This window comes from Klebsiella sp. LY (assembly GCF_004010915.1).
GTDB lineage: Bacteria > Pseudomonadota > Gammaproteobacteria > Enterobacterales > Enterobacteriaceae > Klebsiella > Klebsiella quasipneumoniae.
Genome location: NZ_CP022444.1, coordinates 4,501,628 through 4,516,479 on the forward strand (window position 1 = coordinate 4,501,628; position 14,852 = coordinate 4,516,479).

The window sequence follows — 14,852 nt, forward strand, 5'->3', positions numbered from 1 at the left end:
ATGAAGAAAATGTTACGTTTTATCCTGTTGCTGGTGGTGCTGTTGGGCATCGCCGCGGCGGCAGGAATGTGGAAGGTACGCCAGCTGGCGGACAGCAAGCTGCTGATTAAAGAAGAGACCATCTTTACCCTCGAAGCCGGCACCGGCCGGCTGGCGCTGGGGCAGGATCTCTATCGCGAGAAGGTGATCAATCGCCCGCGCGTGTTCCAGTGGCTGCTGCGGATGGAGCCTGAGCTGTCTCACTTCAAGGCCGGGACCTATCGCCTCACGCCGCAAATGACGGTGCGCGAGATGCTGCAGCTGCTGGCCAGCGGCAAAGAGGCGCAGTTTCCGCTGCGCTTTGTCGAAGGCATGCGCGTCAGCGACTACCTTCGTCAGCTGCGCGATGCTCCCTACGTGAAGCACACGCTTGAAGACGATAGCTACGCGACGGTGGCTAAGGCGTTAGGTCTTGACCATGCCGACTGGGTGGAAGGCTGGTTCTGGCCGGACACCTGGATGTACACCGCCAATACTAGCGACATCGCCATCCTCAAGCGCGCGCATCAGAAAATGGTCACTGAAGTGGCGAAGATTTGGGAAGGACGGATGGATAATCTGCCCTATGCCGATCAGAATCAGCTGTTGACCATGGCCTCGATTATTGAGAAAGAGACCGCGGTGGCGGAAGAGCGCGATCGCGTCGCGTCGGTATTTATCAACCGCCTGCGCATCGGCATGCGCTTACAGACCGACCCAACGGTGATCTACGGGATGGGCGAAGGGTATAATGGAAAGTTAACGCGTAAGGATCTGGAGACGCCGACCGCGTACAATACCTATACCATCAGCGGCCTGCCGCCAGGCCCTATCGCGGTGCCGGGCGAAGCGTCGCTGAAGGCGGCCGCCCATCCGGCGAAAACACCATACCTCTATTTTGTCGCCGACGGGAAAGGGGGCCATACGTTTACCACAAACCTGGTCAGCCATAACCGCGCGGTGCAGGACTATCTGAAAGTACTTAAGGAAAAAAATGCGCAGTAACTATATCGTCATCGAGGGGCTCGAGGGCGCCGGGAAGACCACCGCACGTCAACTGGTGGTGGAGACGCTGCAGTCGGCAGGTATTCACGATATGGTGTTTACCCGTGAGCCGGGGGGCACAATCCTTGCTGAAAAACTGCGTAGCCTGGTGCTGGATATCCAGTCCACGGGCGATGAAGTGATTAACGATAAAGCGGAAGTGCTGATGTTTTACGCGGCGCGCGTCCAGCTGGTGGAGACGGTGATTAAGCCTGCTCTGGCTCGCGGCCAGTGGGTGATCGGCGATCGTCACGATCTCTCCACCCAGGCCTATCAGGGCGGCGGCAGGGGCATTGACCGCACGATGCTGGCGACGCTGCGCGACGCCGTTCTCGGCGATTTTCGTCCCGATTTGACGCTGTACCTCGACGTTACGCCGGAAGTGGGGCTGCAGCGCGCCCGCGCCCGCGGTGAACTGGATCGCATTGAGCAGGAGTCGATGAACTTCTTCAATCGTACCCGCGCGCGCTACCTTGAGCTGGCTGCGGCAGATCCTTCTATCCGCACGGTGGATGCGACGCAGCCGCTGGATGCCGTCGCGCGCGATATTCGCGCCACGATCGCCCAGTGGATGGCGGAGCAACCGGCATGAAATGGTATCCGTGGCTGCGCCCCTCGTTCGAACAACTGGTCGGTAGCTATCAGGCCGGACGTGGCCACCACGCCTTACTGTTACAGTCTCTGAGCGGGATGGGCGGCGAGGCGTTGATTTATGCGCTGTGCCGCTTCCTGATGTGCCGCCAGCCTGAAGGGCATAAAAGCTGCGGTCACTGCCACAGCTGCCAGCTGATGCAGGCCGGTACGCACCCCGATTACTATCCGCTGAGCCCTGAGAAAGGCAAGAGCGCGCTGGGTATTGACGCGGTGCGCGATGTCAACGACAAGCTCTATGAGCGCGCGCGCCTCGGTGGGGCGAAGGTGGTATGGATTAGCGATGCCGCCTTGCTGACCGATGCTGCCGCCAACGCGTTGCTGAAAACGCTGGAGGAGCCGCCGGAAAATACCTGGTTCTTCCTCGCCTGCGAGGAGCCGGCGCGTCTGCTGACCACCCTGCGCAGTCGCTGCCGCCTGCACCACCTGTCGCCGCCGACGGAATCTTATGCCCTGGCCTGGCTGGAGCGTGAGGTGAACCTGCCGCAGGAGGCGCTGCTGACCGCGTTACGTCTGTGCGCCAGCGCGCCGGCCGCCGCGCTCGAACTGCTTAAAGAGCCGCAGTGGACGGCGCGACAGCAGCTGTGTCAGGCGCTGGCGACCACACTGGCGAGCGGTGACTGGCTGGCGCTGCTGCCGATACTCAATCATGAACAGGCGGCGGTTCGCCTGCACTGGCTGGCATCGCTGCTGGTCGATGCGCAAAAACGACAGCAGGGAATTGCCCTGGTGAGTAACCCGGATGTCTGGCCGCTGCTGGAGCAGCTGGCGCACAGTCTGCCCGCCGCCCGGCTGCAGGCGATTGCCCATGACGTCTGTACCTGCCGCGAGCAATTGCTGAACGTCGTCGGCGTCAACCGCGAACTGCTGCTCACCGAGCGCCTGCTGCGCTGGGAACATTACCTGCAACCCGGGACGGTTTTACCCGTCTCCCACCTCTGAGTGAGACATTATGTTTTTAGTCGACTCCCACTGCCATCTTGATGGTCTGGATTATCAAACCCTGCACAAAAACGTCGATGACGTACTGGCAAAAGCGGCCGCACGCGATGTGAAATTTTGCCTGGCGGTCGCCACGACGCTGCCTGGCTACCGCAGTATGCGCGAGCTGGTAGGAAGGCGTGACAACGTCGTCTTCTCCTGCGGCGTGCACCCGTTAAACCAGGATGAGCCCTACGAGGTGGAGACACTGCGCACGCTGGCGGCGGAAGAGGGCGTCGTCGCGATGGGAGAGACCGGACTGGACTATTTTTATACCCCGGAAACCAAAGTCCAGCAGCAAACTTCGTTCCGTGACCATATCCGCATCGGCCGGGAGCTGAACAAGCCCGTGATCGTGCATACCCGTGACGCTCGCGCCGATACCCTGGCCATTTTACGCGAAGAAAAGGTGACGGATTGCGGAGGCGTACTACACTGTTTCACTGAGGACAGGGAGACGGCGGGTAAGCTGCTCGACATGGGGTTCTATATCTCGTTTTCCGGTATCGTCACTTTCCGTAACGCCGAGCAGCTGCGCGATGCGGCGCGCTATGTTCCGCTGGATCGTCTGCTGGTGGAGACCGATTCGCCATACCTGGCGCCGGTACCCCATCGCGGCAAAGAGAACCAGCCGGCGCTGGTGCGTGACGTTGCTGAATACATGGCGGTACTGAAGGGTGTGTCGCTGGAGCAACTGGCTCAGCAGACCACCGACAATTTTGCCACGCTGTTCCACATTGACCCCGCCCGCTTGCAACCTGCTTGATCTGCTTATTATTTTAAGGCTCGTAATTAATAGCCAAAGCGAGTAAAGTTCACCGCCACAAAAGTGGCGGTGAAGGTTTTTTGGCAACATCTGGATACAACTTATGTAAGCTGATGTAAATTTTTACCGGAAGGCTGATTGAAACGTGATAGCCGTCAAACAATCATCCCGTTAATTATTTTACTCTGTGTAATAAATAAAGGGCGCTTAGATGTCCTGTCCACGGCGCGGTTCTCCCCCCGGGCCAATGCGTGAAAACGTAAAAAAGTACCAAATACTCAGGAGCACTCTCAATTATGTTTAAGAATGCATTTGCTAACCTGCAGAAGGTCGGTAAATCGCTGATGCTGCCGGTATCCGTACTGCCTATCGCAGGTATCCTGCTGGGCGTCGGTTCCGCAAACTTCAGCTGGCTGCCAGCCGTGGTCTCCCACGTTATGGCAGAAGCAGGCGGTTCAGTTTTCGCCAACATGCCGCTGATCTTCGCTATCGGTGTGGCCCTCGGCTTCACCAATAACGACGGTGTATCCGCACTGGCTGCAGTGGTAGCTTACGGCATCATGGTGAAAACCATGGCGGTGGTTGCGCCGCTGGTGCTGCATTTACCTGCTGACGAGATTGCGGCAAAACACCTGGCTGATACCGGCGTGCTTGGCGGTATTATCTCCGGTGCTATCGCCGCGTACATGTTTAACCGCTTCTATCGCATTAAGCTGCCAGAATATCTCGGCTTCTTTGCGGGCAAGCGCTTTGTACCGATTATCTCTGGTCTGGCCGCTATCTTCACCGGCGTGATCCTCTCCTTCATTTGGCCGCCGATCGGTTCCGCGATCCAGACCTTCTCCCAGTGGGCTGCTTATCAGAACCCGGTGGTGGCGTTTGGTATCTACGGTTTCATCGAGCGTTGCCTGGTGCCGTTTGGTCTGCACCACATCTGGAACGTTCCTTTCCAGATGCAGATCGGCGAATACACCAACGCGGCTGGTCAGGTATTCCACGGCGATATCCCGCGCTACATGGCAGGCGACCCGACCGCGGGCAAACTGTCTGGCGGCTTCCTGTTCAAAATGTACGGTCTGCCGGCAGCGGCTATCGCGATTTGGCACTCTGCTAAACCGGAAAACCGCGCCAAAGTGGGCGGTATCATGATCTCCGCCGCGCTGACCTCGTTCCTGACCGGTATCACCGAGCCGATCGAGTTCTCGTTCATGTTCGTGGCGCCGATCCTGTACGTTATCCATGCCATCCTGGCGGGTCTGGCGTTCCCGATCTGTATCCTGCTGGGTATGCGTGACGGTACTTCGTTCTCTCACGGCCTGATCGACTTTATCGTGCTGTCCGGTAACAGCAGCAAGCTGTGGCTGTTCCCGATCGTCGGTATCTGCTATGCGATCGTGTACTACGTCATTTTCCGCGTGCTGATTAAAGCCCTGGATCTGAAAACACCGGGTCGTGAAGATACCACCGTAGAGAGCAAAGCTGGCGCAACCAGCGAGATGGCTCCGGCTCTGATCGCCGCTTTCGGCGGTAAAGAGAACATCACCAACCTCGACGCATGTATTACTCGTCTGCGTGTTAGCGTGGCGGATGTAGCGAAAGTTGACCAGGCTGGCCTGAAAAAACTGGGCGCCGCTGGCGTGGTAGTGGCAGGTTCTGGCGTACAGGCCATCTTCGGTACCAAGTCCGATAACCTGAAAACTGAAATGGATGAGTACATCCGTAACAGTTAAGACGTAGTATCGGGGAGACTAAGGCAGCCAACTGGCTGCCTTTTTTACGTGACAAGATAGGCCTTCCAGAGGCGATAACCCTGCTAACTGTCCGCCAAATGCTTATTCCCTCAGCAGCTAAGTCTATAGTTGAATAAGAAAAAGAGCTTTCAGGTTGAAAGAGAGGGAGGATGTCGCTCATACTCTTACCGGAACCTGTGCGTCTGCGTTTATCTGCAGAAGCAGGCCAGCGTACGGGATAAAACTAATAAGGAATCAGTCATGGCAGAAGAAACGATTTTCAGCAAAATCATTCGCCGGGAGATCCCGTCGGATATTGTTTATCAGGATGAGCTTGTGACCGCTTTTCGCGACATCTCCCCGCAGGCGCCCACCCACATTCTGATTGTCCCGAACGTTCTGATTCCTACCGTAAATGACGTCACCACCGAACATGAACTGGCCCTGGGCCGGATGATGACCGTCGCGGCGAAGATTGCCCGCGATGAAGGCCTCGCCGACGATGGCTACCGGTTGATCGTCAACTGCAACCGCCACGGCGGCCAGGAAGTTTACCATATCCATATGCATCTGCTGGGCGGTCGTCCGCTGGGTCCGATGCTGGCGCACAAAGGCTAACGCCATGCTAAGGACCCTTTTGGGCGCGTGTCTGGCGGCGGGGCTGCTGGCCGGATGTAGTTCACACCCGGAGATCCCGGTTTCTGACCAGCAAGCGCTGGTGATGGAGTCGAGCGTGCTGGCCGCCGGGATCAGCGCCAGCGAGCCTGTCGTCGTGGCGACGGAGATACAGGCTACCGCCTCCTCTACGCTGTATAACGAGCGCCAACAGCCGGTCACCGTGCATTATCGTTTTTTCTGGTATGACGCCCGAGGGCTGGAGATGCACCCCCTGGAGGCGCCGCGCACCATCGTGGTCCCGGCTCGCTCCTCGGTGACGTTGTATGGCAGCGCCAATATCCTGGGGGCGCATAAGGCCCGCCTTTATCTTTATCTGTAAGGGGTAATTATAATGATGAAAATGTGTCGCTATGCGTTAATCACAGCACTGGCGATATTCCTCGCAGGCTGTGCGGGGCTGCGTGAGCAGCCCGCGCCGGTAGAAGAGGCCAAACCGCAGCCGCAGCAGCCTGCGCAGCCGCAGCCCACGGTGCCGACGGTACCGGCGGTGCCCTCCGTCCCGTCGCAGCCAGGACCGATTGAGCATCAGGATCAGCAGTCGGGTCAGCCGGCGCCGCGCGTGCGTCATTATGACTGGAACGGCGCGGTGCAGCCGATGGTGGGACAGATGCTGCAGGCGGGCGGGGTCAATGCCGGCAGTATTCTGCTGGTTGACAGCGTGAACAACCGCACCAACGGTTCGCTGAATGCCGGAGAAGCCACCACCGCGTTACGTAACGCGCTGGCGGGCAACGGCAAATTTACCCTTGTTTCACCGCAGCAGCTGGCGGTCGCCAAGCAGCAGCTGGGCCTGTCGCCGCAGGACAGCCTCGGCAGCCGCAGCAAAGCCATGGGCATCGCCCGCAACGTGGGCGCGCAGTATGTGCTTTATTCCAATGCCACTGGCAACGTCAACGCGCCCGAGCTGAAGATGCAGTTGATGCTGGTGCAAACCGGCGAGATTATCTGGTCAGGTAAAGGTGCGGTTCAGCAACAATAAGCTAACGCGCGACGAGCTCTTGTCGCGCTTCTTTCCCCACTATCATCCTGTCGCCTCGCTGAGCCAGACCGGCCTCAGCGGCGGCAGTGTGATTATCAGCGATGGCGACCAGCGACGAGTGCTGCGTCAGCCGCACGACCCGTCTGCCGCTGCCTGTTATTTTCGCCGTCAGTATCGTGCGCTGCGCCGGCTGCCTGCCAGGCTGGCGCCCAATCCTCTGTTTTACTCGCCCTGCTGGATGGTGGTGGAGTATTGCGCGGGTGAGGTGAAAAGCGAGTTACCTGACTGCCCGCAACTGTCTGGCTTATTGTATGATTTGCATCAGCAACCGCGGTTCGGCTGGCGTGTTAGTCTCGGGCCGCTGCTGGCGCAGTACTGGCAGAGGAGCGATCCGGCCCGGCGCACGCCGCGCTGGCTACGTTGGCATCAGCGGCTGTGCCGCCGGGGAGAGCCTCGTCCTCTGCGGCTGGCGCCGCTGCATATGGATGTCCATGCCGGCAATATTATCCACAGCGACGCCGGTCTGAAGCTGATTGACTGGGAATATGCCGGCGATGGCGATATCGCGCTGGAGCTGGCCGCCGTGTGGATCGCCCCGGACGAGCGCCGCCAGCTGGTGGCGGCATATGCCCGACGGGCGGCTATCGACGCGCAGCAGCTATGGCGGCAGGTGGCGCGCTGGCGTCCGTGGGTACTGCTGCTCATGGCGGGCTGGTATGAAATGCGCTGGCGGCAGAGCGGGGATCGGCAATTTATCATGCTGGCAGATGAAACATGGTGTCAGTTAGACAACGAACGCAAAGGATAAGAGAGGTCAGTGTGGGCCCAGTGATGTTGGATGTAGAAGGGTATGAACTGGATGCGGAAGAGCGAGAGATTCTGGCGCATCCATTGGTGGGAGGGTTGATCCTCTTCACCCGAAATTATCACGATCCGGCGCAGCTGCGGGAGCTGGTGCGCCAGATCCGCGAAGCCTCCCGTAACCATCTGGTGGTGGCGGTCGATCAGGAAGGGGGACGCGTTCAGCGTTTCCGCGAAGGCTTTACCCGTTTACCGGCGGCCCAGTCTTTCGCTGCGCTGCTGGGGATGGAAGAGGGGGGCAAACTGGCCGCCGAGGCCGGCTGGCTGATGGCCAGCGAAATGATCGCCATGGACATCGATATCAGCTTTGCGCCGGTGCTGGACGTCGGTCACATCAGCGCCGCAATCGGCGAACGCTCTTATCATGAAGATCCGCAGAAAGCGCTGACGATGGCGCGTCACGTCATTGACGGCATGCACGCCGCGGGCATGAAAACCACCGGCAAACACTTCCCGGGACACGGGGCGGTGACTGCCGATTCGCACAAAGAAACCCCCTTCGATCCGCGTCCGGCATCGGTTATCCGCGACCACGATATGGCGGTATTCAAAAGCCTTATCGCCGAGCAGCGTCTGGATGCCATTATGCCGGCGCATGTGATTTACCCGGAGCTCGACCCGCGTCCGGCGAGCGGTTCGGCCTATTGGCTGAAAACGGTGCTGCGCGGCGAGCTGGGCTTCGATGGGGTGATTTTCTCCGACGATCTGTCGATGGAAGGGGCGGCGATCATGGGCAGCTATGCCGAACGCGGCCAGGCATCGCTCGACGCCGGTTGCGATATGATACTCGTCTGCAATAATCGTAAGGGCGCGGTCAGTGTGCTGGATAACCTGTCGCCGATCAAAGCAGAGCGTGTTACGAAATTGTATCATAAAGGTTCCTTTTCCCGTCAGGAGTTAAGGGATTCAGCCCGTTGGAAAACGGTGAGTGCCCAGCTGGAGCAGCTTCATGCGCGCTGGCAAGAGGCGAAGTCCGCGTAACGCTCTGCGGGGCGTTGTTGTCTGGTGAGGATGCGATGATTATCTATTTACACGGTTTTGACTCGAACAGCCCCGGTAACCACGAGAAGGTGATGCAGTTGCAGTTTATTGACCCTGACGTGCGGTTGATAAGCTACAGCACGCGCCATCCCAAGCACGACATGCAGCATCTGCTGAAAGAGGTTGATAAAATGCTGCAGCTTACCGCCGATGACCGGCCGCTGATCTGCGGCGTTGGACTCGGCGGTTACTGGGCGGAGCGGATTGGTTTCCTGTGCGATATCCGTCAGGCGGTGTTCAATCCGAACCTGTTTCCGCATGAGAATATGGAAGGCAAAATCGACCGACCGGAAGAGTATGCTGACATCGCCACCAAATGCGTGACCAACTTCCGCGAAAAGAACCGCGATCGCTGCCTGGTGGTGCTTTCCCGACAGGACGAAGCGTTGGACAGCCAGCGTTCCGCCGACCTTCTGCACCACTATTATGAAATTATCTGGGATGAAGAGCAGACCCATAAGTTTAAAAACATTTCGCCGCACCTGCAGCGGCTGAAAGCGTTTAAAACCCTCGGTTAAGCCTTTTCCCCTGTCTCCAAACCCGCGCCGGGTTCACCGCGCGGGTTTTTTCATGTCTACACTTATTGGTTTCGCTGAAAAAATACGCGACAAAACTTGATGCACATCAATTTTGGTATGACCAATGCACCGTTCATGGTATTCTCGACAGTGCTGAATGGTTTCATTGACGTAACTTGTTGTTAAATAAAGGCTATTTTAATAACTTTTATTTAACAATTGGTTAATAATTTTAGGGGTACACATGACTACGCCATTGAAAAAAATCGTAATTGTGGGTGGCGGCGCAGGCGGACTGGAACTGGCAACTCAGCTGGGGAAAAAGTTAGGGCGCCATAAGAAAGCGAAAATCACCCTGGTGGACCGTAACCACAGCCATCTGTGGAAGCCGCTGCTGCACGAAGTGGCCACCGGTTCTCTGGATGAAGGTGTCGATGCGCTGAGCTATCTGGCCCATGCCCGCAACCACGGCTTCCAGTTCCAGCTGGGGTCGGTGGTCGATATCAATCGCGAAGGGAAGACCATCACCCTCGGCGAGCTGCGCAATGAAAAAGGCGAGCTGCTGGTGGCTGAGCGTAAACTGCCGTACGACACGCTGGTGATGGCGCTGGGCAGTACCTCGAATGACTTCAACACCCCTGGCGTTAAAGAGAATTGTATTTTCCTCGACAACCCGCACCAGGCGCGTCGTTTCCATCAGGAAATGCTCAACCTGTTCCTTAAATACTCCGCGAACCTCGGCGCTAACGGTAAAGTAAACATTGCCATCGTCGGCGGCGGCGCCACCGGCGTGGAACTCTCCGCTGAGTTGCATAATGCCGTGAAACAGCTGCACAGCTACGGCTACAAAGGGCTGACCAACGAAGCGCTGAACGTCACGCTGGTCGAAGCGGGCGAACGCATTCTGCCGGCGCTGCCGCCGCGCATTTCCGGGGCGGCGCATAATGAGCTGACCAAGCTGGGTGTACGGGTGCTGACGCAGACCATGGTCACCAGCGCCGATGCGGGCGGCCTGCACACCAAAGATGGCGAATATATTGAAGCGGATCTAATGGTCTGGGCGGCCGGGATCAAAGCGCCAGATTTCATGAAAGAGATCGGCGGCCTGGAAACCAACCGTATCAATCAGCTGGTGGTTGAGCCGACGTTGCAGACCACCCGCGACGCGGATATTTTCGCCATTGGCGACTGCGCCTCCTGCGCCCGTCCGGAGGGCGGCTTTGTGCCACCGCGTGCCCAGGCGGCGCACCAGATGGCTACCTGCGCGCTGAATAACATCCTCGCGCAGATGAAAGGTAAACCGCTGAAGGCGTATACCTATAAAGACCATGGCTCACTGGTGTCGCTATCCAACTACTCCACCGTCGGCAGCCTGATGGGCAACCTGATGCGCGGCTCGATGATGGTGGAAGGGCGCATTGCGCGCTTTGTGTACATCTCCCTGTACCGTATGCACCAGATCGCCCTGCACGGCTATTTCAAAACCGGCCTGATGATGCTGGTCGGGCGCATCAACCGCATCATTCGTCCGCGCCTCAAGCTGCATTAATCGCTGTTGCGACCCGGAGCGCGCCCTGGCGGCGCCTCCGGGCTCTTCTGCTGAACCGGCGGCGATCCCGCTCGGAATCCTCTGAATCCCTTTGATTTGCAGCGAATTCTCGCACTTTTCATCCGCTATCTGATTTGCGCCTTCCCGGGTCCGGTTGCAAAATTGTATCAACAGCAACAAAGGAGGATCTCCCGTGAATAAATCTATGTTGGCGGGTATAGGGATAGGCGTGGCTGCCGCGCTGGGCGTTGCAGCTGTCGCTGGTCTCAACGTGTTAGATCGCGGCCCGCAGTATGCGCAAGTGGTCTCCAGTACACCGATTAAAGAAACCGTGAAAACCCCGCGCCAGGAATGCCGCAATGTCACCGTGACCCATCGTCGTCCGGTACAGGATGAAAACCGCATCGCCGGTTCCGTGCTGGGCGCGGTGGCGGGCGGGGTGATTGGCCACCAGTTCGGCGGCGGTCACGGACGCAGCGTGGCGACGGTGGTGGGCGCGCTGGGCGGCGGCTATGCCGGTAACCAGATCCAGGGCGCGATGCAGGACAACGACACCTACACCACCACGCAGCAGCGCTGCAAAACGGTGTATGACAAATCCGACAAAATGCTGGGTTACGATGTGACCTATAAGATAGGCGATCAGCAGGGGAAAATCCGGATGGATCACGATCCTGGCAGCCAGATCCCGCTGGACAACAACGGCCAGCTGGTCCTGAACAACAAAATCTAAAAACAGATTTGTGTATTGATTAGCCCCTCAATCGCTCAGGCTGAGGGGCTTTTTTTATCAGAAGGTTAACGCGTAATTCAGACCGAAGGTGCGGCCGCGGCCCTTGTATTCATACAGCGACGAGCTGCCGTAGGTTGGGCTGTAGAGCAGCGGCGCGCGCTGGCCCCAGATGGTGATATAGTCTTCGTTAAGCAGGTTTTCGATACTGAAGGTCAGTTTCCCCACCGGCAGCGCGTAACTGCCGATAAAATCGACGGTGTTATAGCCTTCCAGCTTGTTGCCGGCGGCGTCGCTGAGGTCAAACACCTGCTGGCTCTGCACGCGCAGGCTCCACGGATCCGGCGCCCAGCCCACCCAGGCGGTGGCTTTGGACGGCGAGGCGAGGGTGACGTCCCACTTCTGCCAGCGGCCATCGGTCTGCACCTGTGATTTCAGCACGTTGAAGTTGCCGCCGACGCTCCAGTCGCTGTCCGGAATAAAGTAATCGACCGCACCCTCAACGCCGTAAATACGCCGTTTGTCGGACTGAACATCGATGGTCATATCGGTACGGTTGACGACGATGGTCTTATCCGAAGTCGAGTAATACGCCGCCAGCTGGGTGCGCAGGTTATCGCCGGTATAGCGCCAGCCCAGCTCATACGAGTTAACTTTGATCCCCTGCAGCGGCGAGTCATCGACGTTGACGCTGGAGAGCAGCGGCAGATGACCATTGACCGCCGCGCCGTATTTCCCGATGCCATAGTATTTACCCGGATCCGGCAGCTCAACGCCCTGCGAGAAGTTAAACCAGGTCTGCTGACGCTCGGTCAGATGGGCCACGATCCCGGCGTTAAACAGGAAGTTGTCATAATCGGTTTTTCCGCCTTTGATGGCGTCGGCGGAGCGCGCTTTGCCGTTGGCTATATCCTGTTGCTGGGCGTAGCCGACAAAGTCGTCAACCCGGTTTTCGGTCCACTGGTAGCGAACACCGCCGCTGAGGGTAAAGATATCGTTCAGATCATAGCTCGACTGCAGGAACGGTGCGACGTTGGAGATACTGTATCCCGGATAGCGGCCGGTGGTGTAGATCGATTCGTTGTGCAGCCCGCCGGACGCCAGCGATTGTTGCAGATCGAAGAACATCTGGTTGGCATTGAAGGTCTCATGATCGGCGTCGAGACCCCAGGTGAGATCCCATCCCGCCAGCGGCTGGCTGTTGAGGGTCAGCTTTGCCCCGTACTGATCGGTATCCTGCTGCGACGAGGAGAAGCTGCTGACCTGACCTTTGCTGAGCGTCGGGAATGGATAGAAGGTGAGGGACTCATCGCGATAGTACACCTGGCTCACCAGATTCTGGCCGAAGAAATCGGCATCGGAGTACTGGAGGCTGATCAGATGGCGCTCGGTGCCGGGGATACGATCGGAATTGAGCCCATCGGTGGTGTACGCTTTGCCGCCGCTGGTGACCGCGGACATATTTTTCCCGAGCCACAGGCCATAGTCATCATCGCCCTGGCTTTTATAGTACTGGGTGACCAGCTGCAGCTGGCGGTTGTCGTCGATCTCGATCGTCCCCGTCCCCATGACGTCCAGACGATCAGAGTGCTGGAGCCCCGTTTGGGTGTTATCGAGGATCAGCGCATCGTTATTGCCGTCGTACCAACCGCCGAAACGCTGATAGGCTACCGATAAACGCCCGGACGCGTGGTCTGTCCCGCCGCTGACCGCCGCCGCGACGCGCTCATCATGATCGTTGCTGTTTGCAAACCCGCTCTTGCTGCCCACCTCAAGATCGACCTGGCGATCCTGCTGCCCTTTTTTGGTGACGATGTTGATAAGTCCGCCGGTACTGCCGCCGCCGTACAGCGAGGTTGCCCCGGAGATCACTTCGATATGTTCGATGTTGAACGGGTCGATGGCGTCGAGCTGGCGGCTGTCGGTGCGGGAAGAGTTGAGCCGGACGCCGTCAATCAGCACGACGATGGCGCGCCCGCGCATGTTCATCCCATAGTTGGTGCGCCCCTGGCTGCTGACGTCGATGCCCGGGATCAGCTGCGCCAGCACGTCTTTGAACTCTTTTCCGCCCTGGGCCTGCTGCTCAATTTCCTGGCCCTCAATGACCCAGGTGGTTTGGGCCATTTCGGCTACGGTGCGATGGGTGCGGTTCGCGCTAACGATGATGCTGTCTTCTTCAGACTGAGCCGCCAGCGCAGGCAGCGCGCTGGCCAGCAGCAGAGGGTGGAGCACCCAGAGGCGCTTTTTCATATCCATTCCTTTTATGAGCAAGTTGTTTTGTCGTTGTTATGGGCCGGCGTCGGGCCGGTATTCGTTACAATGCGAAACATCTGGAAAAACTCAAAAAAGGATTTTGCACATAATGAATATCGCAATCAATATCATTTGCGTTTATCTTGCGCGAGAAAAGGTAATAAAAATCAATCTATTTTGTGGGGATAAAGCGAAACGGCGGGCGGTTCCGGCGGTTGAACACCGCCGGAAGCGGGGCGCATCAGGACTCGAGGACCAGCGGCCAGAGACGGAGGGTGGTGTCAGTGATTTGCATCAGTTTGTCAAAATCGGCGCCTTCCCGTGCGCTGATGGACATCCCCTGCAGGACACAGTTGAGAAACTGCGCCAGCTGCCCCACGTCGCGGCCCGCGGGCAGTTCGCCCTGCGCTTGCCGCTGCTGCAGAAACTGGGTTAGCGCCTGCTCCTGCATCGCATGGCGGGATTTGATGGTATTGGCGATATCCGTCGAGGAGGCGGCCAGCGCGGCGGAGGTATTGATGATAAAGCAGCCGGCCGGTGTCTCTTTGCTGGTAAAACAGGTGGCGACCGCGGTGAAGTAGTCGCGCAACGCCCGATCGACGGATTTTCCCTCAGCAAACAGCACGGCTTCGTGCTTCGCGGCAAAGCGCGAAATGTAACGGTCCAATACTGCGCGGAACAGTCCTTCTTTATTCACAAATTCCGCATACAGGGTGGGGGCTTTTGCTCCTGTCGCCTCGACCAGATCGGCGAGCGAGGTCGCCTCATAGCCGTGCTGCCAGAAGAGTGTCATGGCTTTGTCCAGCGCCGCATCCCTGTCGAACACCTTCGGTCGGCCACGGCTTTTTTTGGCGCAACTCTGAACGTCAGTTGTCATGATGCCGTTGTACCTATGTTGGTTTGGTGAATCGTCATTATAAAAATAAACGATCGCCGGGGCCAGCGCTGTTGGTTCAAAAATAAATAATTCATATGCGTATGAAAATTAAGCATTTTATAAATAGTTAAACGATCGTTATAAAAATGCGTTGACGTGTGACTTAGATCACATTA

17 protein-coding genes are annotated in these 14,852 nt (G+C 57.9%); 14 read left to right on the plus strand and 3 right to left on the minus strand.

Annotation, left to right across the window (positions count from 1 at the left end):
* The 13 genes from yceG (at position 1) to CE636_RS25050 (ending at position 11,549) form a co-directional block, all read left to right on the plus strand.
* Positions 1-1,023 (plus strand): cell division protein YceG, encoded by a 1,023-nt coding sequence (gene yceG / locus CE636_RS24990; RefSeq protein WP_004204565.1) that lies wholly within the window; start codon positions 1-3, stop codon positions 1,021-1,023.
* Complete coding sequence (gene tmk, locus CE636_RS24995) at positions 1,013-1,654, plus strand: dTMP kinase (RefSeq protein ID WP_004204566.1); 642 nt, start codon at positions 1,013-1,015, stop codon at positions 1,652-1,654. The genes yceG and tmk overlap by 11 nt, the downstream gene beginning before the upstream one ends.
* Positions 1,651-2,655 (plus strand): DNA polymerase III subunit delta', encoded by a 1,005-nt coding sequence (gene holB / locus CE636_RS25000; RefSeq protein ID WP_017900729.1) that lies wholly within the window; start codon positions 1,651-1,653, stop codon positions 2,653-2,655. Before tmk ends, holB begins: the two co-directional genes overlap by 4 nt.
* A gap of 10 nt (positions 2,656-2,665) precedes the next feature.
* Positions 2,666-3,460 (plus strand): metal-dependent hydrolase, encoded by a 795-nt coding sequence (locus CE636_RS25005; protein WP_004204569.1) that lies wholly within the window; start codon positions 2,666-2,668, stop codon positions 3,458-3,460.
* Between the two features lie 296 nt (positions 3,461-3,756).
* The gene (gene ptsG, locus CE636_RS25010; protein WP_017898953.1) at positions 3,757-5,190 is read left to right on the plus strand and encodes a PTS glucose transporter subunit IIBC; all 1,434 of its coding nucleotides are present in this window, start codon (positions 3,757-3,759) and stop codon (positions 5,188-5,190) included.
* 261 nt (positions 5,191-5,451) lie between these two features.
* A complete protein-coding gene (hinT, locus tag CE636_RS25015) occupies positions 5,452-5,808 on the plus strand; it encodes a purine nucleoside phosphoramidase (RefSeq protein WP_004204571.1) in 357 nt (118 codons plus the stop codon).
* A gap of 4 nt (positions 5,809-5,812) precedes the next feature.
* Positions 5,813-6,187, plus strand: a complete 375-nt coding sequence (locus CE636_RS25020) for a YcfL family protein (RefSeq protein WP_004204572.1) — start codon at positions 5,813-5,815, stop codon at positions 6,185-6,187.
* Positions 6,188-6,208: 21 nt separating this feature from the next.
* The gene (lpoB, locus tag CE636_RS25025; protein WP_072096711.1) at positions 6,209-6,847 is read left to right on the plus strand and encodes a penicillin-binding protein activator LpoB; all 639 of its coding nucleotides are present in this window, start codon (positions 6,209-6,211) and stop codon (positions 6,845-6,847) included.
* Entirely contained in the window at positions 6,828-7,655 is an 828-nt protein-coding gene (gene thiK, locus CE636_RS25030) for a thiamine kinase (RefSeq protein WP_004204574.1), read from the plus strand. The genes lpoB and thiK overlap by 20 nt, the downstream gene beginning before the upstream one ends.
* 23 nt (positions 7,656-7,678) lie before the next feature.
* Entirely contained in the window at positions 7,679-8,689 is a 1,011-nt protein-coding gene (nagZ, locus tag CE636_RS25035) for a beta-N-acetylhexosaminidase (RefSeq protein ID WP_072140424.1), read from the plus strand.
* Between the two features lie 35 nt (positions 8,690-8,724).
* A complete protein-coding gene (gene ycfP / locus CE636_RS25040; RefSeq protein WP_002900775.1) occupies positions 8,725-9,267 on the plus strand; it encodes an alpha/beta hydrolase YcfP in 543 nt (180 codons plus the stop codon).
* A gap of 244 nt (positions 9,268-9,511) precedes the next feature.
* Positions 9,512-10,816, plus strand: coding sequence for an NAD(P)/FAD-dependent oxidoreductase (locus CE636_RS25045; RefSeq protein WP_008805997.1), 1,305 nt, complete (start codon positions 9,512-9,514; stop codon positions 10,814-10,816).
* Positions 10,817-11,009: 193 nt separating this feature from the next.
* Positions 11,010-11,549, plus strand: a complete 540-nt coding sequence (locus CE636_RS25050; protein WP_002900781.1) for a glycine zipper 2TM domain-containing protein — start codon at positions 11,010-11,012, stop codon at positions 11,547-11,549.
* 57 nt (positions 11,550-11,606) lie between these two features.
* On the opposite strand, the gene CE636_RS25055 is transcribed toward CE636_RS25050, so the two are convergent.
* A complete protein-coding gene (locus CE636_RS25055) occupies positions 11,607-13,796 on the minus strand; it encodes a TonB-dependent siderophore receptor (protein ID WP_017898954.1) in 2,190 nt (729 codons plus the stop codon).
* A gap of 69 nt (positions 13,797-13,865) precedes the next feature.
* Between CE636_RS25055 and CE636_RS29025 the strand changes: the two genes are divergently transcribed.
* Positions 13,866-13,988, plus strand: a complete 123-nt coding sequence (locus CE636_RS29025; RefSeq protein ID WP_004140642.1) for a hypothetical protein — start codon at positions 13,866-13,868, stop codon at positions 13,986-13,988.
* 52 nt (positions 13,989-14,040) lie between these two features.
* Here the strand turns inward: CE636_RS29025 and CE636_RS25065 are convergent, their stop codons facing one another.
* Positions 14,041-14,676 carry a TetR/AcrR family transcriptional regulator gene (locus CE636_RS25065; RefSeq protein WP_004204579.1) on the minus strand — a complete coding sequence of 212 codons (636 nt, stop codon included), beginning with the start codon at positions 14,674-14,676 and terminating at the stop codon, positions 14,041-14,043.
* The gene (locus CE636_RS29030) at positions 14,673-14,792 is read right to left on the minus strand and encodes a hypothetical protein (RefSeq protein ID WP_048294479.1); all 120 of its coding nucleotides are present in this window, start codon (positions 14,790-14,792) and stop codon (positions 14,673-14,675) included. Before CE636_RS29030 ends, CE636_RS25065 begins: the two co-directional genes overlap by 4 nt.
* Positions 14,793-14,852 lie beyond the last annotated feature (60 nt).